At 48.2% G+C, this 22,120-nt stretch carries 22 protein-coding genes; 7 read left to right on the plus strand and 15 right to left on the minus strand.

Features of this window, described 5'->3' with window-relative positions; translation table 11 throughout:
• The first annotated feature begins 204 nt into the window (after positions 1–204).
• From imuA to RF679_RS09620, 3 genes are read left to right on the plus strand one after another with little or no spacing between them, the layout of a single operon-like run.
• Positions 205–963 (plus strand): translesion DNA synthesis-associated protein ImuA, encoded by a 759-nt coding sequence (imuA, locus tag RF679_RS09610; protein ID WP_309480425.1) that lies wholly within the window; start codon positions 205–207, stop codon positions 961–963.
• Entirely contained in the window at positions 869–2,389 is a 1,521-nt protein-coding gene (locus RF679_RS09615; RefSeq protein ID WP_309480426.1) for a Y-family DNA polymerase, read from the plus strand. Before imuA ends, RF679_RS09615 begins: the two co-directional genes overlap by 95 nt.
• Positions 2,390–2,416: 27 nt before the next feature.
• A complete protein-coding gene (locus RF679_RS09620; protein WP_309480427.1) occupies positions 2,417–5,620 on the plus strand; it encodes an error-prone DNA polymerase in 3,204 nt (1,067 codons plus the stop codon).
• A gap of 33 nt (positions 5,621–5,653) precedes the next feature.
• Here RF679_RS09620 and RF679_RS09625 read toward each other — a convergent pair whose 3' ends face one another.
• The 12 genes from RF679_RS09625 to guaB all read right to left on the minus strand — a co-directional run bounded on the left by RF679_RS09625 (position 5,654) and on the right by guaB (position 17,198).
• The gene (locus tag RF679_RS09625; RefSeq protein ID WP_309480428.1) at positions 5,654–6,115 is read right to left on the minus strand and encodes a GNAT family N-acetyltransferase; all 462 of its coding nucleotides are present in this window, start codon (positions 6,113–6,115) and stop codon (positions 5,654–5,656) included.
• A 30-nt stretch (positions 6,116–6,145) separates the two neighbouring features.
• Positions 6,146–7,057, minus strand: coding sequence for an SDR family oxidoreductase (locus RF679_RS09630; RefSeq protein ID WP_309480429.1), 912 nt, complete (start codon positions 7,055–7,057; stop codon positions 6,146–6,148).
• 111 nt (positions 7,058–7,168) lie between these two features.
• The gene (locus RF679_RS09635) at positions 7,169–8,182 is read right to left on the minus strand and encodes an NADP-dependent oxidoreductase (protein ID WP_373921663.1); all 1,014 of its coding nucleotides are present in this window, start codon (positions 8,180–8,182) and stop codon (positions 7,169–7,171) included.
• Between the two features lie 106 nt (positions 8,183–8,288).
• Positions 8,289–8,735, minus strand: coding sequence for a PaaI family thioesterase (locus tag RF679_RS09640; protein WP_309480430.1), 447 nt, complete (start codon positions 8,733–8,735; stop codon positions 8,289–8,291).
• Positions 8,736–8,866: 131 nt separating this feature from the next.
• Positions 8,867–10,045, minus strand: a complete 1,179-nt coding sequence (locus tag RF679_RS09645) for an acetyl-CoA C-acyltransferase (protein ID WP_309480431.1) — start codon at positions 10,043–10,045, stop codon at positions 8,867–8,869.
• 69 nt (positions 10,046–10,114) lie between these two features.
• The gene (locus RF679_RS09650; RefSeq protein WP_309480432.1) at positions 10,115–11,038 is read right to left on the minus strand and encodes an LD-carboxypeptidase; all 924 of its coding nucleotides are present in this window, start codon (positions 11,036–11,038) and stop codon (positions 10,115–10,117) included.
• A gap of 131 nt (positions 11,039–11,169) precedes the next feature.
• The gene (gene tadA, locus RF679_RS09655; protein ID WP_373921664.1) at positions 11,170–11,700 is read right to left on the minus strand and encodes a tRNA adenosine(34) deaminase TadA; all 531 of its coding nucleotides are present in this window, start codon (positions 11,698–11,700) and stop codon (positions 11,170–11,172) included.
• Between the two features lie 18 nt (positions 11,701–11,718).
• Positions 11,719–12,162, minus strand: a complete 444-nt coding sequence (gene queD, locus RF679_RS09660; RefSeq protein ID WP_186915511.1) for a 6-carboxytetrahydropterin synthase QueD — start codon at positions 12,160–12,162, stop codon at positions 11,719–11,721.
• 74 nt (positions 12,163–12,236) lie between these two features.
• Positions 12,237–12,872, minus strand: a complete 636-nt coding sequence (queE, locus tag RF679_RS09665; protein ID WP_309480433.1) for a 7-carboxy-7-deazaguanine synthase — start codon at positions 12,870–12,872, stop codon at positions 12,237–12,239.
• Positions 12,873–13,020: 148 nt separating this feature from the next.
• Positions 13,021–14,613, minus strand: coding sequence for a glutamine-hydrolyzing GMP synthase (guaA, locus tag RF679_RS09670; protein ID WP_309480434.1), 1,593 nt, complete (start codon positions 14,611–14,613; stop codon positions 13,021–13,023).
• 20 nt (positions 14,614–14,633) lie between these two features.
• Complete coding sequence (locus RF679_RS09675; protein ID WP_309480435.1) at positions 14,634–15,683, minus strand: sensor domain-containing diguanylate cyclase; 1,050 nt, start codon at positions 15,681–15,683, stop codon at positions 14,634–14,636.
• 54 nt (positions 15,684–15,737) lie between these two features.
• Positions 15,738–17,198 (minus strand): IMP dehydrogenase, encoded by a 1,461-nt coding sequence (gene guaB / locus RF679_RS09680; RefSeq protein ID WP_309480436.1) that lies wholly within the window; start codon positions 17,196–17,198, stop codon positions 15,738–15,740.
• 121 nt (positions 17,199–17,319) lie between these two features.
• On the opposite strand from guaB, the gene RF679_RS09685 reads away from it, so the two are divergent.
• Positions 17,320–17,841 (plus strand): DUF4124 domain-containing protein, encoded by a 522-nt coding sequence (locus tag RF679_RS09685; RefSeq protein WP_309480437.1) that lies wholly within the window; start codon positions 17,320–17,322, stop codon positions 17,839–17,841.
• 17 nt (positions 17,842–17,858) lie between these two features.
• Here RF679_RS09685 and RF679_RS09690 read toward each other — a convergent pair whose 3' ends face one another.
• Complete coding sequence (locus RF679_RS09690) at positions 17,859–18,152, minus strand: RnfH family protein (RefSeq protein WP_309480438.1); 294 nt, start codon at positions 18,150–18,152, stop codon at positions 17,859–17,861.
• 2 nt (positions 18,153–18,154) lie between these two features.
• Entirely contained in the window at positions 18,155–18,598 is a 444-nt protein-coding gene (locus tag RF679_RS09695) for a type II toxin-antitoxin system RatA family toxin (RefSeq protein ID WP_309480439.1), read from the minus strand.
• A 130-nt stretch (positions 18,599–18,728) separates the two neighbouring features.
• Here RF679_RS09695 and smpB point away from each other — a divergent pair, with 130 nt between their 5' ends.
• Positions 18,729–19,178, plus strand: coding sequence for an SsrA-binding protein SmpB (gene smpB / locus RF679_RS09700; RefSeq protein WP_373921665.1), 450 nt, complete (start codon positions 18,729–18,731; stop codon positions 19,176–19,178).
• Between the two features lie 71 nt (positions 19,179–19,249).
• Here smpB and RF679_RS09705 read toward each other — a convergent pair whose 3' ends face one another.
• Positions 19,250–19,672 carry a hypothetical protein gene (locus RF679_RS09705; protein ID WP_309480440.1) on the minus strand — a complete coding sequence of 141 codons (423 nt, stop codon included), beginning with the start codon at positions 19,670–19,672 and terminating at the stop codon, positions 19,250–19,252.
• A 308-nt stretch (positions 19,673–19,980) separates the two neighbouring features.
• Here RF679_RS09705 and ompR point away from each other — a divergent pair, with 308 nt between their 5' ends.
• Together ompR and RF679_RS09715 are read left to right on the plus strand one after the other, a co-directional pair.
• Entirely contained in the window at positions 19,981–20,706 is a 726-nt protein-coding gene (ompR, locus tag RF679_RS09710) for an osmolarity response regulator transcription factor OmpR (protein WP_309480441.1), read from the plus strand.
• 4 nt (positions 20,707–20,710) lie between these two features.
• A complete protein-coding gene (locus RF679_RS09715) occupies positions 20,711–22,066 on the plus strand; it encodes an ATP-binding protein (RefSeq protein WP_309480442.1) in 1,356 nt (451 codons plus the stop codon).
• Positions 22,067–22,120 lie beyond the last annotated feature (54 nt).

A 22,120-nucleotide genomic window follows, 5' to 3' on the forward strand; every position in this document is an offset into this window, starting at 1 on the left:
ACTGTACGCGCAATCAGTATTTTTCTTTTTTTGTGTTTTGTTGTTTTGGCTTTGAAATTCTCAAAAGCAAGCAATATACTGTATATTCATTCAGTATTATTTTATTGATTCGCCATTGGTTTGCATCTCGATTGCAACCACATTCCATGAATATGGCATTTAAATTAATGCGCTTCATGATGGCGTGCATGCTTTCATTTCACTATGCCTTTAGAACATATAAACGCGCACACTTCTTTGGAGGCGCTACATCCTTCACTCTGGCGCGCTTCACAACTCGCGCGTGGTCTGAGTGATGTGGTGGCCTGTGGCTATCCACAACTATCTCAAGAATTACCTGGCGGTGGCTGGCCTGCTGGTGCATTAATCGAACTGCTGATTGATCATCCTGGCTCGGCTGAACTGCAATTGGTACGGCCAGCTCTGCATGCTCAAAAGCATGGGCAAATCGTATTTTTACAGACGCCCTATCAACCACATAGCGATGCTCTGTTACAGGCAGGTTTTTCGCGCCAACGTTTGTTATGGCTGCGTAGTCAGAAACTGGTCGATGCTTTATGGACGGCAGAACAAGTGCTTCACAGTGGCAATTGTGCAGCACTTTTGTTCTGGCAAAATCAAGTGCGAACAGATGCTTTACGACGTTTGCATTTAGCCGCACAACACGGTCGCACTTTGTTTTTCTTGATGCGATCGAGTCGATTTAAAGACCATCCATCACCAGCCATTTTACGAATACATGTGCAAGCGGCAGTACAAGGTTTGCATCTTGCGTTTATTAAGCGACGAGGAGTGCAAAAACATGATGCGCTCTTTTTACCTGCGAACTTACCGCTGCCTATGTTTAATCGCCTTGTTATAGAGACTGATGTCAGCACTACTCAAGACACCACCACCGTTGTGGATCGCCCTACATCTGCCGAACTTGGCACTCGACGTTTATCACCCTCCTTGGTTAGCTAAGAAGGCCGTGGTCGTCATGGAGCAAAACCGTGTACATACGGTGTCGTCGCTCGCCGCGCAAGCCGGTGTCACTTTAGGGATGCGTTTAAGCAGTGTGCAGATGCTATTGTCGGAAGCGATTATTCATCAACGCGATCCAATAAAAGAAAGTGCAGCTTTACAGAGCGCAGCCATGGCGTGTCTACGGTTTACGCCACAAGTGTGTCTTCTTGAACCAGCATGTATCGCACTTAATGTCGGCGCTAGTTTGCGTTTATTTGGCGGCATACGACGTTTGCGTCGCCTCGTTCAAACCACATTGGAACAGCTAGGCTTAGGTGCGCAATTAGCGATCGCCACCAGTGCGCACGGTGCTTGTTTGTTGGCACGGGCTCGACCTCAACGTGCCAGCGCTCATCAATGCCGCTTTGCCTTGGATAATCAGCGTTTGTCTGAGCGTTTAGGACATTTACCGATTAGTTTGCTACCAGCAGCACAAAAGTGGCTTGCGTGGTTCACCGGTATTGGTTGCAGTTCTTTAGCTGACTTGCGCCAACTGCCGCGTCCAGGATTACAGCGACGCTGTGGTAAAGACTTATTACATCAACTAGATCTCGCTTTTGGAGATGCGCATGAGGTATATCAATGGCTGGAAATGCCGAAACAATTTCACGCACGTTTAGAGTTGCCGGATCGATTCGAACATGCTGAGCTGATTTTTCATTTCGCCCGCGTTTTGATTGTGCAATTGTGCGGGTGGCTTAGCCAACAGCAATTAGCCGTGAATTGCCTTGAGTTTGCCTTTGAACATGAGCGAGGACGCCAAGCGCGTGTTCCCACACTATTGCGTATCCCTTTGGCACAAGCACATTGGCGCGAAGAGCATCTATCAAAACTTCTAAAGGAGCATCTAGCGCAAATACAATTTGATGCTCCTGCGATTGCTATTCGTTTAGAAGCCTTACAAGTAACAGCAATGCATGCGCCGAATGCCGATTTATTTCCGGAGCCCGGTGGTAATCAAGAAGAGCAAAGTAAATTAATGGAGCTCTTAGTCGCTCGTCTGGGCGCAGAAAACGTGCTCTACCCAGCTCCACAAGCCGATCATCGACCCGAGGTGGCGAATCAGTGGGTCTCCATTTTAGAAAAAACAAAAACAACATCGCCCTCACCTCGACCAAGCTCATGCCGCCCCGCTTGGCTGTTGCCACAACCACAGTTATTAGAGGTTCGAAGACATCGGCCACATTATCAATCAGTGCTGAAACTAATGTCTCCCGCTGAACGCATTGAAGCCGGTTGGTGGAATGGTCAACTCGTCACACGCGATTATTTCATCGCAGAAAACGCGCAGCATGTGCGATGTTGGATTTATCGCGAACGCATAGGACATGCACAACAAGCCGAAGACGATGAAGTGTGGTATCTGCATGGCATTTTCGGCTAATCCTTCGTACTATTTATGGCTCTTTTTATGCTGCCGCATTACGCTGAACTTTTTTGCTTTTCCAACTTCACTTTTCTGCATGGCGCTTCGCATGCGGAAGAGCTCGTTGCGCGTGCAGTCAAGTTGGGTTATCACGCTTTAGCGATTACCGATGAATGCTCGTTGGCAGGAGTGGTACGTGCTCATGACGAAGCTAAGAAACAGGGTTTAACGCTCTTAATTGGCAGTTATTTTCAACTGAGTGAAGATGTCGATGATCCAGAATTGGGGCAAATGCGTTTAATCGTGATTGCGCAAAACCGCGAAGGCTATGGCAATTTGTGCGAGCTCATCACGCAAGCACGCCTACGCCAAGATGTCACAAAAGGTAGTTATCGATTACAAGCGCATGATTTTTCTCACCCGATAGAATCTCTGCATCACATACGTGCTCTGCCACATTGTCTATTGATTTTATTGCCCGACTATCCCATCGATCACACCTGCTTTGAGCGGCAAGTTACATGGGCCAAAGCTCTATTTGGTGAGCGTCTGTATCTCGGCCTGAATTTGTTGATGCAAGCCATGGACGATTGGCAGCAATATCAAGTGCAGCGCATCGCTCAGCAGGCACAATTGCCCGTGGTTGCGCTCGGTCATGTTTGTATGCACGTGCGCTCACGTAAGCCTTTACAAGATACGTTGACGGCGATACGTGTGAGTAAGCCGATTGCGGAATGTGGATACGAGCTAGCGCCAAACGCAGAGCAACATTTACGTTCACGTTTAAGGCTAGGCAATATTTATCCTGCTGCGAGTTTGCAAGAAACCATACGTCTGGCAAATCGTTGTAACTTTTCGCTCGACGAACTGCGCTATGAATATCCCGACGAGCTGGTGCCTGCAGGCATGACGCCAGCCGTTTATCTGCGACAAGAAGTGTATAAGGGAGCGCAAAAACGCTATCCGCATGGCGTTCCAAACGAAGTGCGTAACAAGATCGAACATGAGCTACATCTGATTAATGATTTGGCTTACGAAGCTTATTTTTTGACGGTTTATGACATTGTGCGCTATGCACGATCGCAAGACATCTTATGTCAAGGTCGCGGCTCGGCAGCCAATTCCGTCGTGTGCTATTGCCTGCACATTACTGAAGTGAGTCCTGAAAATGGCATCTTGTTATTCGAACGTTTTTTGTCGAAAGAACGTGGCGAACCACCCGACATCGATGTCGATTTTGAACATCAACGTCGAGAAGAGGTTATCCAATATCTGTATCGAAAATATGGCCGCCATCGCACGGCTTTAGCCGCTGCCGTGCATACGTATCGTCCACGTGGAGCGCTGCGCGAAGTGGGTAAAGCTTTGGGCGTTGATATGAGTCTGATTGATGCCGTTGCTAAGTCTCATCGCTGGTTTGATAGTAAGCATGCGCTCTTAGAACGCTTCACTGAAAGTGGTTTAGACCCACATTCACCGATTGCAGAACAATGGGCTAGCTTAGTCACGCAGCTGCTTGGCTTTCCACGGCATCTCTCACAACATAGCGGCGGCTTTGTCATCGCACGCGACAAACTATCACGCTTGGTGCCGATAGAGAATGCCAGCATGAAGGATCGTAGCGTGATTCAATGGGACAAAGATGATTTGGAATCTCTCGGTCTATTGAAGGTCGATGTGCTCGCCTTGGGCATGCTTTCCGCACTCAAACGCTCACTCAATCTAATGGCGACACTGCCTGGTCGACCTAGTCAAATTCAAGATATTCCACAAGAGGACAAAGCAACTTATGACATGATCTGCAAAGCCGATACCGTCGGTGTATTCCAAATTGAATCGCGCGCTCAAATGGGCATGCTGCCTCGCTTACGGCCACGTACTTTTTATGATTTGGTGATTCAAGTAGCAATTGTACGCCCGGGGCCAATACAAGGTGGCATGGTGCATCCCTATCTGCGGCGACGCCAAGGATTAGAACCCGTTAGTTACCCTAAGCCCGCCATCGAACGGATTTTGTCACGCACTTTAGGGGTTCCGATTTTCCAAGAACAAGTCATGCAAATCGCGATGGCAGCAGCCGATTTTAGTCCTGGCGAAGCCGATGAATTGCGACGCGCCATGGCTGCATGGAAGCGTAAAGGTGGTTTGATGCATTATAAAGACCGCATCATCAATACCATGGTTAAAAATGGCTACGAGGAATCCTTTGCGAGCGGCGTTTTTAACCAAATGCTGGGATTTGGTGAGTACGGTTTTCCAGAAAGCCATGCCGCCAGTTTTGCTTTGCTAACCTATGCCAGCTGCTGGATCAAATGCCACGAGCCAGCCGTCTTTCTATGCTCGCTCTTGAACTCACAACCCATGGGATTTTATTCGCCCTCACAGTTAGTACAAGATGCACGTCGTCACGGCATTGAGATTCGTCCGATTGATGTTGCCTTCAGTGATTGGGATGCGCGTTTAGAAGATGTCGAACAGAGCGCGCCAATGCTTACTGAATCACGTAAGCATCATGAACAAATTTCTCCCGAGCGCTTACGACAGCCAGCAGTACGCTTAGGCATGTCTTTGCTACGCAATATGTCTCAAGAGGCGGCACAGCGCATTAGTCTTGCACGCCGTGAGCGCGCCTTTAGCGATGTCAATGATTTGGCACGCCGCGCGCAACTACGCCGCGCCGATGTTGAAGCCCTGGCTGCCGGCAATGCTTTACGATCTTTGGCAGGACATCGGCGCCAAGCTATTTGGCAAGCGATCGCCGCCGTACCTGATAAAGATCTATTACATGCGACGACTTTGGAAGAAGCACCCGCACATTTAGCAGCACCAAGTGAGGCACAAGAAATTGTTGGGGATTATCACAGCCAAGGATTGACGCTAGGTCGCCATCCCATCGCTTTGTTGCGGCAGCGCTTACTCAAACAGCGTTTTTTGCCTGCCGATGTTTTACACACATTTCAGAATCGACAGTTTGCTCGAGGCTGCGGCATTGTCACAGTGCGCCAACGCCCCGGTACGGCCAAAGGCGTTTTATTTGTGACGATTGAAGATGAGACTGGCCCTATCAATGTCATCGTTTGGCCAGATCTCGTCGAAAAACAAAGACGAGAAGTCTTGAATGCACGGTTGTTGGGTGTCTATGGCATTTGGCAAACTGATGGACGGGTGCATCATCTGATTGCCAAACGTTTAGTCGATTTAACGCATCTACTCGGTGAGTTGGAAAGTGGCAGTCGAAATTTTTGCTAGCAAACTAAAGCGTGCTCGAATAAAGATCCCCTTTTACAAGCCTTTGCTCATATGCACATGATCAATACCGGCTTCGAGGAAAATATCACCTTCACGTTCGAAACCTTCACGCAGATAAAAACTCTCGGCCGTGGTCTGTGCGTTGAGCTGTACGCGCGTATGGCCACGCATTTTGGCTTGATCCATCAGCGTCCGCAAAATCGCTGCACCCACACCACAGTTACGCGCACGATTTAACACCGCCATCCGCCCCATATGACCATCTGGTAGCAGCCGTCCTGTACCGATTGGCCTATCTTCTTCATCATAGGCCACCGCATGGAGGCATTGCACATCCATGATGTCCCACTCGAGTTCAGCGGGGATTTTTTGTTCAAAGACGAAAACTTCAGTGCGAATTGATTGAGCGTCTTCTTGTAAGTCGCTCCATTCTCCAAGTTCAATTCGAAAACGCGGGGCTGCAGAAAGTTTACTTCGACTAGGGTTTGATGACATGGTTGATGTGGAGTAGAAAAAGAAAACGACTTAGTCTTTGGCGTTTTCGGCCATTTTATTGAGTAACATTGTACGGATATGCGGCGCAGTTTTGTAGGGATCGCTAGGATTTTGTTGTTTCAAGATATCATCCATACGATCTTTCACCAAGCCTAGCGCTCCAGGATGCGAGTAAATGTAGAACTGCTCTTTCTCGATCGCTTCAAACGTTAGGTTAGCAATATCACGCGCCGACACTTTACTGGAGACAATCGCTCGTTCAATCATAAATTGTGCAGCTTTCTGGCTAGCGGTCGGCTCGCTACTCGGCAAGTGGGCTGGGCGATTCCGTGCTGATTGGCTAATGCCTGTCGGCACAAAATAGGGGCAAATCACTGAGGTATGGATAGGAGCCTCAACCAGTTTCAGGTCTTGATACAGACATTCGCTCAATGCCACGATCGCGTGCTTAGTGGTGTCATAAATACTGGATAAAGGTGTCGATAAGAAGCCCGCCATCGAAGCCGTATTCACGATATGTCCTTCGTAATTCGGGTCGTGCTTGGCACATTCCAGCATGAGATTGGTAAAAATACGCACCCCATGAATAACACCCCAAACATTGACACCCATGACCCATTCCCAGTCCTCGTGAGTGTGTTCCCAGATCAAACCAGAGCTAGAGACGCCGGCATTATTAAACACCAGATGTACGTTACCGTAGCGTTCCATGGTAGCGTCAGCAAGTGCTTGAACTTGCTTCTTATCGCTGACATCACATTGAATGGCGAGGACTTCTGCACCTTGATCTTCAAGGTCTTCGCGAATGAAATAGAGAGAATTTTCTTGAATGTCGGCCAGCACAATTTTCATCTTGAGGCGTGCTGCCTTTAAGGCAAACTCACGCCCAAAGCCACTACCGGCGCCGGTAATGACCGCCACTCTGCCATCAAATGTCTTCATGTTCGCTCTCCTCTTGAGTGCACACAAACGTCGCCCATCGGGGACGACTCAACATCCAGCATGAAAAATAAGTGCGAAGCTTCAGTCCGGCAGGACAACTGTTCCCTGGCTTTATTCGGGCAGCAAACGTACCAACTGCTTACCGAAATTCTTGCCTTTTAATAAACCAAGGAAGGCTTCCGGTGCTGCCGCCAAGTCCGGCGCAATGCTTTCTTTGAACTTGATCTTACCACTAGCAACCAAAGATCCCAATTCTTTCAGGCCCTGCGGCCACAAATCCATGTGTTCCGAGATAATAAAACCACGAACTGTGAGTCTTTGTGTCAGTAAAACTCGGGCATTCTTGATCGGAAGTTCTTCTGATTCATAGCCAGCGATCATCCCGCATAAGGCGATCCGCCCAAAAGGATTCATGCGCAAAAGGCAAGCATCAAACACTTCACCGCCAACATTTTCAAAAATAGCATCGATTCCTTGAGGACTTGCAGCGATCAATTGCTGTTGCCAATCTTGGCTCTTGTAATCGACACAAGCATCAAAACCTAATTGATTGACGACATACTCGCATTTCTCTGAACCGCCAGCAATACCGATTACACGACAGCCTTGCAACTTGGCCAGCTGCCCAACGACGCTACCCACAGCGCCACTTGCTGCAGACACCAAGACCGTTTCCCCCGCCTTTACCTGCATGATTTGGGTTAAACCATACCATGCGGTCATCCCTGGCATCCCCACCGCTCCCAAATAGGCTGAGAGCGGGATGTGACTTGTATCGAGTTTGCGTAGAAGCACCCCGTCGGATACGCCCATCTCGGCCCATCCCATCATGCCTATCACTTTTTCACCTACGGTAAAGCGCGCATTTTTTGTGGCGACAATTGTTCCGACCGTACCACCAATCATGGTTTCGTTGAGCGCTTGCGGATCCGCGTAGCCACGTTCGGCATTCATCCGTACCCGCATATAGGGATCAAGTGAGAGAAAGTGATTCTTGATGAGCACTTGTCCCTCAGTCAGTTCGGGAATATCGAGTGTCTCTAAACGGAAATTATCGACACTGGCATGTTGTTGAGGACGTGATGCAAGCACGATGCGCCGATACTGTTTTGGAATGTCGTTCATAGTTGTGAATCAAGATCAATATCGAGAATGTGGATGACTCTCAGTTTATTTCAAAATGAAGCCTAGCGAAGATTTGGAACTGGGAACATCTGAACATTTGTTGCGTCTAGTCAGAGCCACCAAGTCTCTGCAAACCAGCTTTCGCACGCAGGCTGCGTAAATACTTATACGTTGCATTGGCTTTCGCTACCAACTTATCGCCACACCAAATTTCGCCATCACAAAAACACATGGTCGCCGATTGATGATAGGCATGACCTCGCGCTTCCAGTCGAGCTCCTGTGACACCACCGGGTTGCAGGAAGGTGGTTTTCATCTCGACGGTCACAACCCCTTTCTGGTCATCATGCAAGGAGCGCCCTGCCATCGCCATCACCACATCGAGCATGCTCATCAGCACGCCACCATGCGTAATCTGCCAACTATTCATGTGGGCATCTTGAAGATCTAAAGATATCTTGGCTCGACCATCGGCCATTTCTTCACTGATGATTCCCAGTTGTTCCAAAAAAGGATTGGGAATGCTCGAAATATTTTGTTTGTTTTCACTCATTGCATTAAGACACTTTGTGAGACGCTTTTTGAAACCCTTTTTTTAAACGCTTCTCAGCCTCTTCCTTCAATCGAAACTTGGAACTTGGAACCTGGAACCTAAATTATTGATCGTCAAGCAAAGACAAAATATCAGACTACTTCAAACAAACCAGCAGCCCCTTGACCGCCGCCTATGCACATTGTCACGACCACATATTTCACGCCACGGCGTTTCCCCTCTAGTAGCGCGTGAGCAGTCAAGCGCGCACCAGAAACACCATAAGGATGACCAACTGCAATCGCTCCGCCATTGACATTCAGTCTCTCCATAGGAATGCCCAAACGATCAGCGCAATACAGGACTTGCACCGCGAAAGCCTCGTTGAGCTCCCACAAACCGATATCCTCGACTTTGAGTCCTGCTTGCTTCAACAATTTTGGAACTGCGAAAACGGGACCGATTCCCATTTCATCGGGCTCGCATCCGGCCACAGCAAAGCCACGGAAATAACCTAATACAGGGAGGCCGCGAGCTTCTGCGTGTCGCGCATTCATCACAATCGACATCGCAGCGCCATCGGAAAACTGACTGGCATTGCCTGCGCTAATTACACCATTTTCGACCGCAGGCTTGATCTTCGCGACCGCCTCATAGTTTGTGCCGGCGCGTATACCTTCATCAGCACTGATGGTCACTTCGCGCTCAGAAACCTGTCCCGTTTCTTTGTCGGTGACTTTCATCATCGTCGTTACCGGAATGATTTCGGCATCGAACTTGCCAGCTGCTTGGGCTGCGCTCGCCAAGTTTTGACTACGCACACCGTATTCGTCTTGGCGCTCACGCGAAATGCCATAACGCTTCGCCACAATTTCTGCGGTCTCCAACATCGGCATATAAACCTCTGGCTTGTGCTGTAATAACCACGGGTCATTCAGCATGTGTTTGTTCATCTCATTCTGCACGCAGGAGATCGACTCCACACCACCAGCCGCCAATAGATCCAATTCGCCGGTCATAATCCTTTGTGCCGCAAGTGCAATCGCTTGTAGACCGGAGGAGCAATAACGATTGATCGTCATTCCTGGCACAGTGACAGGAGCGCCAGCACGCAAAGCAATTTGACGCGCGATATTGCGGCCATTTGCGCCTTCTGGAAATGCACAACCAACAATCACATCTTCCAACTCTTGCGCCTCAATGCCTGCGCGGCCTAATGCGCCCATCAATGCGTGTCCACCCATGGTAGCGCTATGAGTGTTATTAAAAGCGCCCTTCCAAGACTTAGCAAGCGCGGTACGTGCACTTCCCACGATAACTGCTTCGAACATTACGGTCTCCTGATTTCTTATTTCTTATTTCTTATTACTAATTTTTTGATTTAAATTGAGTTGATCTACCTACGTAATATGGGCACTCAGTCTTACCGAGCTACCATTGCTGTGGAGTTGATACTGAGCCCCTTGAAATAGACTGAGCTTATCTGCGCAATGGCCAAACGGCAGGCCAGTAAATATGGGTATCGACAATTCTTGGCGCAGGAACCCAATCATCTCATTGAAGTTGTAGCCGTTGTCATGCTCGGCTAATTGGTAAGCCGAGAAGTCACCGAAAATCAAGGCTTTTTGGCTTTCCAAAACGCCCGCCATCTTCAGCTGCAAGACCATGCGTTCGACGCGATAGGGATGCTCCGCGACATCCTCCAAAAACAAAATGCCGCCGTGCATGCGTGGCATAAATTCAGTGCCAACTAAATGATTCAACATCGCCAGATTACCGCCCCACAATGGCCCGCACAGCTCAACTTCTTGCGCTAAATCCGATTCAAACACGACCTCCGATTTACCTTCGCGCAGTGCCGCTTGAAAATGAGATTGAGTGAATTCACGTAAAGCCGTCAAGGCAAAATCACTACAAAACATCGGGCCACATAAACTACCTTGATTACTTTTGGCGAGCATGGCCAGTTGAAGCGCATTGATATCGCTAAAACCAATCACTAATTTGTTCGCTGCAGCGATGCGTTCGAAATCAAGATACGGCAGGATGCGCGACACGCCATAGCTGCCGCGCAAGGACATGACGAGATCAACCTCGGGGTTTTCTAGCGCCTGATAAAACAACTCAATTCTTTGTGTGTCAGTGGCACCGAAACGTTGAAAACGGCGTTCAGGATCGTAGTAGTTTATGACTTCAAAACCAGCGTTTCTCAATTGTTCTTCACCAAGCTTAAAGTCGGTACCAGCTGAGGCTGCGCCACTCAGTGGAACGATCGCGATACAGGGGCGTTTTGTTGAAAAAGCGAGAGAGGGAAAACGTGTCATGATCGAATCACGATGAAAGTCGGAATTGCCTTAGTTTACATGGCAAATTCGTCGCTGTCTGCTAAATACGCTGACGCAAACCGAACTGTGCCTCAATCTAGCAATATAGGACGACCATCCAAATGCAAACTCTATTGCTCGCCACGGAGCTTAGCGTCAGCTGCTTTTTGACGTCGCTCGGCAAAAAAATCTTTGAGTACTTGCACGCACTCATCGGCCAACACCCCAGACACCACACTTGCATGATGATTGAGCTTTTCTTCCTGAAAGAGATTCAGTACCGAGCCGCAGGCGCCGGTCTTATGATCGTGCGCACCAAAAATAATGCGACTAAGCCGTGCATGCATCATGGCTCCGGAGCACATGACACAGGGTTCAAGAGTGACGTAGAGTTCACAGCCGGGTAAGCGATAATTGTTAAGCGCCTCCCCAGCAGCACGCATGGCCATGATTTCTGCATGGGCGCTGGGATCGTGCCCAAGAATAGGACGGTTGAAGCCGCGTGCAATGATTTGATGATCTTTGACAATCACAGCACCAACCGGAACTTCACCTGCTTCCCAAGCTAATTTGGCCTGTGCAATCGCTTCTTGCATGAAGAAGGCATCGCGTTGTTCTTGACTCATCAAGGCGACGTCGGGCGCGGGTAACTGAGGCGACATGAGGGATTAGCTGCTAACTTAGCCGTCGATCTCAGCCCAGCAATTGGGAGTTTCGTAAAGCGTGATTTTGGTCAAAGATAAATGGCGACCATAACGATCGTGATACACGTCTTTCAGCATATCGAACGCAATTTTGGCTAGATTTTCTACGGTCGGGACGCGATCAATCACCACCGTCTTGTGACCTGGCATGCTTTCCAAAAACTGGCGAACAGCGGTGTCTTTCTCATAGACGATGAAGGCATGGTCCCACAAATCAACCAAATGCTTATTCGCCAGTGCCTTGATGTCACCAAAGTCCATGATCATGCCGTTGTCTGATTCGCCGTCTTTGTCCACCACATCACCAGTGAGCGTGATCAACAAGGTATAGCGATGCCCGTGCAGATTACGGCATTGGCTATTATGATCGGGAATTCGATGACCTGTATCGAACTCAACTTTTCTGGTGATAGTTAACATGAAACGCCTATACGTCAAAAACAAAGACAAAAAACAAATGCAAAAATAAAATGAAGAAATCTGCGATAAATCTATTATGGAATTTGCAGCAATTTATGGGTCTGTAGACTCAATTTCCATTTCGGATGAGCCTTGCAATACTCAATGGCTTTTTGCAGATTACCCTGCAACAAAGGACCATCCATCGCCTGCAAATAGTGATGCGTAAATTCCAAACTTTCATAGGCCTTTAAATCTTGCCCAAGCTGTGGAATTACAACTTTCAATTCGTCGCCCTTCTTCACAACGAGTTGTGAACCCATTTTAGGGCTGACGCAGATCCAATCCACGCCAGAAGGAACCTCTATCGTACCATTAGTTTCAATAGCAATCTCGAAACCTGCATCATGCATCGCATCGATCAACGGTTCATCGAGTTGCAACAATGGTTCGCCGCCAGTGAATACCACAAATTTACTGCCTTCATAAGCCTCAGGCCACAAAGCATTAATGCGTGCCGCGACGGCTTGTGGCGTCTTGAACTTACCGCCGTTTTCGCCGTCCGTCCCCACAAAATCCGTATCGCAAAATTGGCAAACGGCAGAGCTACGATCTTCTTCACGACCCGTCCATAAATTGCAGCCTGCAAAGCGACAAAACACTGCTGGTCGACCAGCGTGAGTTCCCTCACCTTGCAAGGTATAAAAGATCTCTTTAATGCTGTAGCTCAAGTTGGTATTCCTATCAGAGAAATTGCGTACCGAAAAAAACGTTCCAAGAAAATGCAAAGCTAGGCGCGAGGCCTAGCTATGTACCGGAATCAGGGAGCTTTAGAACAAGCTAAAGCTCGAGTCGATATAGTTTAAGTTTGCAAGAAACTTATTCCCATTCAATTGTTGCTGGTGGTTTGCCGGAAATATCGTACACAACACGGTTAATGCCGCGCACTTCGTTGATGATACGATTTGACACACGACCTAGCAACTCGTGCGGCAAATGTGCCCAATGTGCAGTCATAAAATCTTGTGTTTGTACCGCACGCAAAGCGACGACATATTCGTAAGTACGGCCATCACCCATAACGCCGACCGATTTGACTGGCAAAAATACGGCAAAGGCTTGGCTGGTGGCGTCATACCAAGTTTGTGGCTTTTCAGCCTGTGGGTCAACGTAGGTATTGCGCAACTCTTCGATGAAAATCGCATCAGCACGACGTAGCAAATCAGCAAATTCTTTCTTTACTTCACCGAGGATCCGCACACCCAAACCAGGACCTGGGAATGGATGACGATACACCATGCTGTGTGGCAAACCTAAAGCTACACCCAGTTTGCGCACCTCATCTTTGAAAAGTTCACGCAATGGTTCTAAGAGTTTCAAATTCAAAGTGTCTGGCAAGCCGCCAACATTGTGATGGCTCTTGATGGTATGTGATCCTTTTTTGCCTTTGCCCGCACTCTCAATCACGTCAGGATAGATCGTTCCCTGCGCCAGCCATTTAGCATTTTTGAGTTTGCCCGATTCCGCTTGGAATACTTCGACAAACTCACGTCCAATGATTTTACGTTTTGCCTCTGGGTCAGTCACACCGGCCAAGTGACCCATGAATTGATCAGTGGCATCGACGTGGATGACCTTGACGCCGAGATTATTGGCGAACATCTCCATTACCATCTTGCCTTCATCTAAGCGCAAGAGACCGTGATCGACAAACACACAAGTCAATTGATCACCAATCGCGCGATGAATCAAAGCGGCAGCAACACTACTATCAACACCGCCGGACAAGCCTAAAATAACCTCATCGTTACCGACCTGCGCACGAATCGAAGCAACAGCTTCAGCGATGTAGTCAGGCATATTCCAGTCAGACTTACAGCCACAAATTTCGTGCACGAAACGACCGATGATCGCCTCACCTTGCACAGTATGTGTGACTTCTGGATGGAATTGAACCGCATAAAAACGACGCTCTTCGTCCGCCATTGCTGCGATGGGGCAATTATCGGTTGAGGCCATCAATTTGAAACCCGGTGGCATTTCGTTAACCTTGTCGCCATGACTCATCCACACTTTCAACATGCCATGACCTTCAGGCGTGACGAAGTCGACGATACCATCCAACAACTTCGTATGGCTACGAGCACGTACTTCAGCATAGCCAAATTCGCGTACCTTACCGTTCTCTACTTGACCGCCTAATTGCGCAGCCATCGTTTGCATACCGTAGCAAATACCCAAAACCGGAACGCCCGCGTCAAATACAGCTAAAGGCGCACGTGGCGTATCGCCTTCAGTCACGCTACTTGGACCACCCGACAAAATAATGCCGGAGGCGCCATAGTTGCGAATAAACTCATCGCTAACATCGTATGGGTACACCTCAGAAAAGACGCCAGAATCACGAACACGACGCGCGATCAACTGCGTCACTTGAGAACCGAAATCAAGGATGAGAATTTTAGAATGCATGGTTAGATAAGAAGGTTTTTTTAATCACTTTCAAGCACCGAGTCTTCTGGGGTTGCTTGCACTATATATTTTCCGGACCGCCTTGCTGTTCTCAATGCGAGTTCAGCGTGCGTAATGAAGCTAGATGGATCCAAGGTAGGAAACAGGCTGCTTGAAGCGATGCCGATCGACACTTGCACATCAACAGCATGCTCACCTAATTTTTCCTGATGGGTGATGACTGAGAGACGAATACGCTCTGCAACCGCTGCCGCCACAAGATTTGAAGCGCCTGGCAAGACCACCATAAAGGCATCTGTTTCGAATCTGCCGAGCGCATCAAATGGCCGAATACAGGAGCGCATACGACTCGCCACCCGCAACAATAGCGCATCACTTGTTGCGCTACCGAATTGTTCTTTCAAATTCGCGTACTGCTCCACCCCAATGAAAAGCAGGGACAATGGTTTCTCAGCCTTCGAACAACGCTCCATTTCCAAGCCCAAGGAACGCACAATCGCGCCACGGTTCCACATACCCAGAACCGGATCCATCAAGGCATCGCGTTTTAAATTTCTGATCTGGCGACGCAACTCCGTCTGCTCATTGCGTAGGAACGCCAAATCTATTTCGCGCTCGACTAATGACGCCAGATCTGCCAACAGTAGTCGCGACTCGTCATCCAAGTCCCTGACTACATAATCAATCAAAAAAATCGATCCAACGACCTGATCCTCTGCATCGCAAATAGGATAACGAGCACAAAATCGGATATGAGGATCGTTTGCAACATATGGATGCTGAGCAAAGTCTGGATTTTTTGATAAATCCTCAATGACGCTTAATTCGGTAGCGAATCCCATGCTGTCGCACAGACTTGCTTCCTGCATCACCATGGCCAATTCGCTGCGATTAAAGCGCGCAGCAAGTTGACCAAAACTCACCAAACAATTTGCGACTGAAAATAGTCGAACACCTAATCGTTCGAAGCGAGCTATCTTTGCCTCATAGCTCTCTCCGCCTGCTATTACAGTACTCGTATTTTCGAGGATGTTGTCAATACGACTGGTTCGTTCCAGCGGTGTCACCATTGCTTTGCTCCGTATTCAAGACACTTCGCTACACATTCAACACGTAAGAACTACTTAATCAGCACGGTAATTTGGTGCTTCCTTAGTAATTTGCACATCATGTACATGAGATTCACGCATGCCGGCCGAGGTGATTTCTACAAATTCGGCTTTTTCGTGCAAATCTTTAATGCTTGCGCATCCACAGTAACCCATGGACGAACGAACACCACCGACCATCTGGTACAAAATCGCCAATACACTACCCTTATAAGGAACGCGACCTTCAATACCTTCAGGTACCAGCTTATCCGCGTTATTGGCGGAGTCTTGGAAATAGCGATCAGCAGATCCATCGGCCATCGCACCCAAACTGCCCATGCCACGATAAGACTTATAACTACGGCCTTGAAACAGAATCACTTCACCAGGAGCTTCTTCTGTTCCTGCAAACATACTTCCCATCATCACCGTCGATGCACCTGCCGCCAAGGCTTTCGCGACATCGCCAGAGAATCGAATGCCGCCGTCAGCGATACATGGAACACCCGTTCCGCGCAAAGCTTCTGCCACATTTGCAATCGCTGTAATCTGCGGTACACCAACACCAGCAACGATACGTGTTGTGCAAATAGAGCCCGGACCAATACCGACTTTCACAGCGTCTGCGCCATGCTCAACCAAGGCCAACGCAGCTGCGGCGGTAGCAATATTACCGCCGATAACTTCAATGTGGGGATAATGTGTCTTAACCCATTTCACGCGACTCAGAACACCTTGCGAATGACCGTGGGCTGTATCAACCACGATCACATCAACACCAGCTTTCGCCAGCAAGTCGATACGTTCATCATTATCTGGGCCAACGCCAACTGCCGCGCCGACGCGCAATTTACCTTGATCATCTTTCGATGCATTCGGATGTTCAGTGGCTTTCTGAATGTCTTTAACAGTGATTAAGCCGCGCAGCTCAAAAGCATCATTGACGACCAATACGCGTTCCAAGCGATGCTTATTCATCAAGCGCTTCGCCTCAGCCAAATCAGCGCCTTCTTTGACGAATACAAGCTTCTCACGTGGCGTCATCTTTGCACGCACTTCCGCGTCCAGCTCTTGTTCAAAACGCAGATCACGATTCGTGATGATACCCACCACTGTTTTGCCTTCTACTACAGGGAAACCACTAATGCCATGCTGTTGAGACAGCGCGATTACTTCACGCACCGTGGTTGATGGAGGGATCGTAATCGGATCACGCACCACACCAGACTCAAAACGCTTGACCATTGCCACTTCACGCGCTTGTTCTTTCGGCGTTAAATTTTTATGAATAATCCCAATGCCACCCTCTTGTGCCATCGCGATCGCCAAGCGACCTTCAGTCACGGTATCCATTGCAGCAGAAACCAAAGGGATATTGAGTTTGATATTGCGAGTCAAATTCGTCGCAAGAGAAGTATCTTTCGGGAGGATATTGGAGAATGCTGGAACCAGCAACACATCGTCGAAAGTCAGTGCTTTTTGAAGAAGACGCATAGTATTTCCTATAGGCGCAAAAGCAAATTATACAGAAAACTTGCCGATCCGTCTCGTTCCGTGTAAAACTCTAGAGAGAAAGCACTGTTTTAGGCCATCTCTTTCGTTTTTTGGTGAAATTATGCAAACAAAATCTTCAATCGCCCTCGTAGCGCTCGTTACCTCCCTGAGCCTTGTCGCGAGCAGCAACGCTTTCGCACAATATGTGTGGGTGAATGATAAAGGAATCAAACAATTTTCGGATGTACCGCCCCCAAAAGGAACGCCCAAAGACCGAATCTTGAAGGCACCAGGTGTCCGCAATCAGGTTGCCGAGGACAAAAATGCAAACGTCAGCAACGCCGATGCGGGCAAGAATGAAATAGAAAAATTACAAAAGCCAGAAACGCTCGCCTCGAAAAATGAAGACTACAACAAGCGAAAAATCGCACGAGAAGAGTCAGAAAAGAAGGCTGCTCAAGAACAACAAGCTAACCAGGAAAAACAAAAGAACTGTGGCCGAGCGAAAGCCTATCAACAATCAATTGAGAGCGGGATGCCAATCCTGACGCGTAATCAAAGCGGAGAGCGCGTCATTCTTGACGAAACGCAGCGTAGCCAAGAGCTCGCCGAAGCGAAGAAAATTCTGACAGATTGCAAATAAAACGCGAGGCAAGATTTTTACATCTTGCCGCCCTTGTGTTCCCGTTTCGCGCGTCGCCGCCGCGCGTCCATTGGCGTGGCAATGAGTGGAGCACAGATCTCGACGCGATCACCTTCTGACAGATAATCTTGCGGCAATTTCTTTTTTCCAAAGACTGAAACTCCATAACCGCGCTGTTGCAGACTCGCCCACGTTGGAATTCCAAGTTCAGGTAAGCGCTGCAAGGCATTTTCAAGTATCGACTTATCTTCTAATTGCAAGGCGAGGAGTTGAGTTTTTTGATCAACAACGAAGCAAATCTGTATTTCCACTCTTACTTCCCCTGTTGACCATAAACAGCATCGGCGCGAGCACAAAATGCGTCGACGAAACTGTTACTAATCTTTGAAAACACTGGGCCAATCAGATGCTCAAGCAATTTGCTTGAAAATTCGTATTTAAGATTAAATTCAATCTTGCACGCATCTTCACGGAGTGGGATAAATTTCCAAGAACCATGTAAATGGCGAAAAGGTCCATCGACCAGTTGCATTTCCATACTCGATGGACGGATATTGATATTTTCGGTTGTAAAGCTTTGCTTAATGCCGTGATAATTAATCGCAAGGCTCGCCTTCAGGCGATTTTCTTGCCGATCGGCGACATTGACCCCTCCGCACCAAGGCAGGAAATGAGGATAGTCCTCCACCCTTTCAACCAATGCAAACATTTGCTCTGCACTATAGGGCACTAAAACGTTTTTCTGTACAACTGCCATTCTTCGGCTTCATTTGGTATGATCACACCCTTAATTTTACCGCAAGCCCATGTAGAACGGTAATGAGAACAGGATTGCACACCAAAGTCGATCCACATACCAAGCTACACTGAGGACAAATAACCAGATTATGAGCATCGCAGACAATAAAAAAGCCTTCCATGATTACTTCATAGAAGAACAATTCGAAGCAGGCATTGTGCTGCAAGGTTGGGAAGTGAAAGCGATTCGAGCCGGTCGCGTACAACTCAAAGAAGCCTACGTCATTATTCGGGATGCTGAGATTTATCTCTTCGGCGCGCATATTGGCGCACTCCCAACAGCTTCGACGCACATACACCCCGATTCGGTGCGGACACGCAAACTGCTACTACATGCTGAAGAAATCAAAAAGTTGATTGGCAAAGTTGAACGTGCTGGTTATACCATGGTGCCGCTCAATCTCCATTACTTAAATGGCCGAATTAAATGCCAAATTGGCTTAGCGAAGGGTAAAAAGCAGCACGACAAGCGCGAGACCGAAAAAGAGCGCGATTGGCAGCGCGAGCAACAAAAGATTATGAAACAGCATCGACGCTAACAAAAAGTCAACGCAAAATTATCAGTGGATTATTCAACGACAGTACCAGCTTACACTGGACGTCTCAACAATTACTGATTTCGCTGCAAATAGATTTCTCGCCTTGCCTCTCGGATCTGCTTGCGCAAAGCCATTCTTTCCTCAGGAGTAAGGCGATTTAACTTATTCGGTTTAAAGTCACGTTCGATGTTACCCTGACTTTGTTGCACCGTACTCGAAAGGCTCACTTGTTGAGGTGGCGGTGTTTGTGGCTGTGGTTGTGGTGGTGGATTTGCCGCTTGCTGCTCCGCCTTAGCCTGCTGGCGAGCCGCCTTTTCGGCTTGACGATTCGCTCGTATTTCTTCCATTTGTCGCTGTCGCATTTCAAACCGCTGCATCCCTCCAGGCTTGCGGCCTTGTTGCGGCGCTGCCCAAGCAGTCTCGTTTGCGAGCGAACACACGGTCAGCGCAATCGACAAAACGACAAACTTGATTTTTGTGCCTGAAATTAACACTACACTTCCTATATCGACATACGTGTTGAGCTGCTGAAAACGGAAAAGGGGCTAAATAATAAAATAGTGCCTATGCACAAATTGGAGCGACATTTTAAGCTGAGTTTTCAGAACGGCAAAATGATGCACATACACTGATAGTCTACGCATTCAAAACCTTGTTTGACAGAGCTTTTTATGTAATCTGTGTAACACTTTGTAATCTTCGGCCAAAAATTGTTCAGCGCACATCTTTTTCCCAGTAAGATCAAGCTTGTTACAATTTGGGCGATCTAGCAGTCACGGTACATTTCAGGCGGAGAATTTTTATGTCAGAGAATAAATCAAAGGTCTTGGTCGTCGATGATGACGTTCGCTTACGTGATCTGCTACGACGTTACCTCACTGAGCAAGGCTTTCAAGTCGTGGTCGCAGAAAACGCCGTCGCTATGAACAAGCTATGGATACGCGAACGTTTCGATTTGTTGGTGCTCGATTTGATGTTGCCTGGTGAAGATGGCCTCGCCATTTGCCGACGCCTTCGGGGTGCGGGCGATAACACACCGATTATCATGTTGACCGCTAAAGGAGATGAAGTCGATCGCATTATCGGTCTAGAAATGGGTGCTGATGACTACTTACCGAAGCCATTCAATCCAAGAGAACTCGTTGCTCGTATTAACGCAGTGCTGCGTCGCAAAGGTCCGGATGAAGTACCCGGCGCTCCGTCCGAGGCGCAACAAGTGGTCGAGTTTGGAAACTTCACACTTGACCTATCAACACGTACATTAAAGAAAAATGGGGAGCCCATCAATCTCACCACCGGAGAATTTTCAGTCCTCAAAGTGTTCGCACGACATGCAAGACAACCACTCTCACGCGAGAAATTGATGGAGTTAGCACGAGGACGTGAGTACGAAGTTTTCGATCGAAGCCTTGATGTACAAATTTCCCGTTTGCGCAAGCTGATCGAACTTGACCCGACCAATCCACAGTACATACAAACTGTATGGGGACTTGGCTACGTATTCATCCCCGAAGGTCAAGGTAAATAGATTCATGCAATACACCTATCAGGTCCTTCCTTGGTATCGAAGCGGCCTCTTTTGGCGGACCTTTTTTCTATTGAGCCTGTTGATGACCGCGAGCATGACGGTCTGGTTCGCGAGTTTTAAAGTCGTCGAACGTAAGCCACGCGCACAACAAGTTTCAGCACAGATTGTATCGATAGTCACGCTCACGCGCGCAGCCCTCACGCATGCAGCGGCTGATAAGCGCCGTCAACTGCTAGTCGATCTCGCCAGCAATGAGGGTATCCAAATCTATCTACTCGAAGATGACGACCGCATCATTGAGCCGGATACCAATGCTTTTTTTCAAGAGCTAAGTGTAAGGGTGCGCCAAAAACTCGGGGTCGAAACACGCTTTGCACGTGAGGTGAATGACGAGTCTGGCTTTTGGGTGAGCTTTGTGATCGACGCGGACCACTATTGGTTAAGACTCGATTCTGATCGCATCCAGGATGAAACGGGCCTTCAAATATTGGGTTGGGCCTCCATCACGCTGATCTTAACTTTGATCGGTGCCATCTTTATCTCTAAATTTGTTAACAATCCACTGTCACAGTTAAGTGCGGCAGCCAGAGAGCTGGCTAATGGACGTACGCCGCAGGCCTTACCTGAAGAAGGCCCGAGAGAGATTCGTGAGACTAACCTCAGCTTCAATCAAATGGTGACCGATTTAGCGAGAATCGAGCAAGATCGCGCGCTGATCTTGGCGGGGATCTCACACGATCTTCGTACACCCATTACGAGGATGCAGTTAGAAGTAGAGATGGCGAGTCTCGACGATGCGGCTCGAACTGGAATGCAATCTGATCTGGCTCAGATGGACAGCATCATTAACCAATTTCTAGATTACGCCAAGCCTTTTGAAGACCATACCGTGGTCGCTTTTGATATCAGTGAGATCTGCAAACAAGCGATTGTTCAATATGCTCGCAACGAGGATACCGAAATCAGTTTCGACCTTGAATCGGAATTGCTAATGAACGGTTTAGAAATTGAAATACGCAGATGCATTGTTAATCTCTTTGAGAATGCAAGGCGCTATGGTCGTAGCCTAAATGATGACAAATTAAGATTGCACATCACTGGGAAAAAGGTATTCCTCGATGAGCAAAGCCGCATCATTCTTTCCATCAGAGATTTCGGCCCAGGTGTGCCAGCGTCCGAACTGATGCGCATGCTTCAACCATTTACTCGTCTTGACATCGCACGCGGTCAAGCTAATGGTTCTGGTTTAGGATTGGCGATTGTCGATAGAATCGTCAAACGCCACAGCGGGAAAATCAATATCGAAAATCACCGTGATGGTGGGCTCGATATCACTCTCAGTTTTCCTCCTGCACGATAAAAAAAGCCGAGTACAACTCGGCTTAAACTCGGTTTTATGATGCTCCCATATCGA

The organism is Undibacterium cyanobacteriorum, from assembly GCF_031326225.1.
Lineage (GTDB): Bacteria > Pseudomonadota > Gammaproteobacteria > Burkholderiales > Burkholderiaceae_D > Undibacterium > Undibacterium cyanobacteriorum.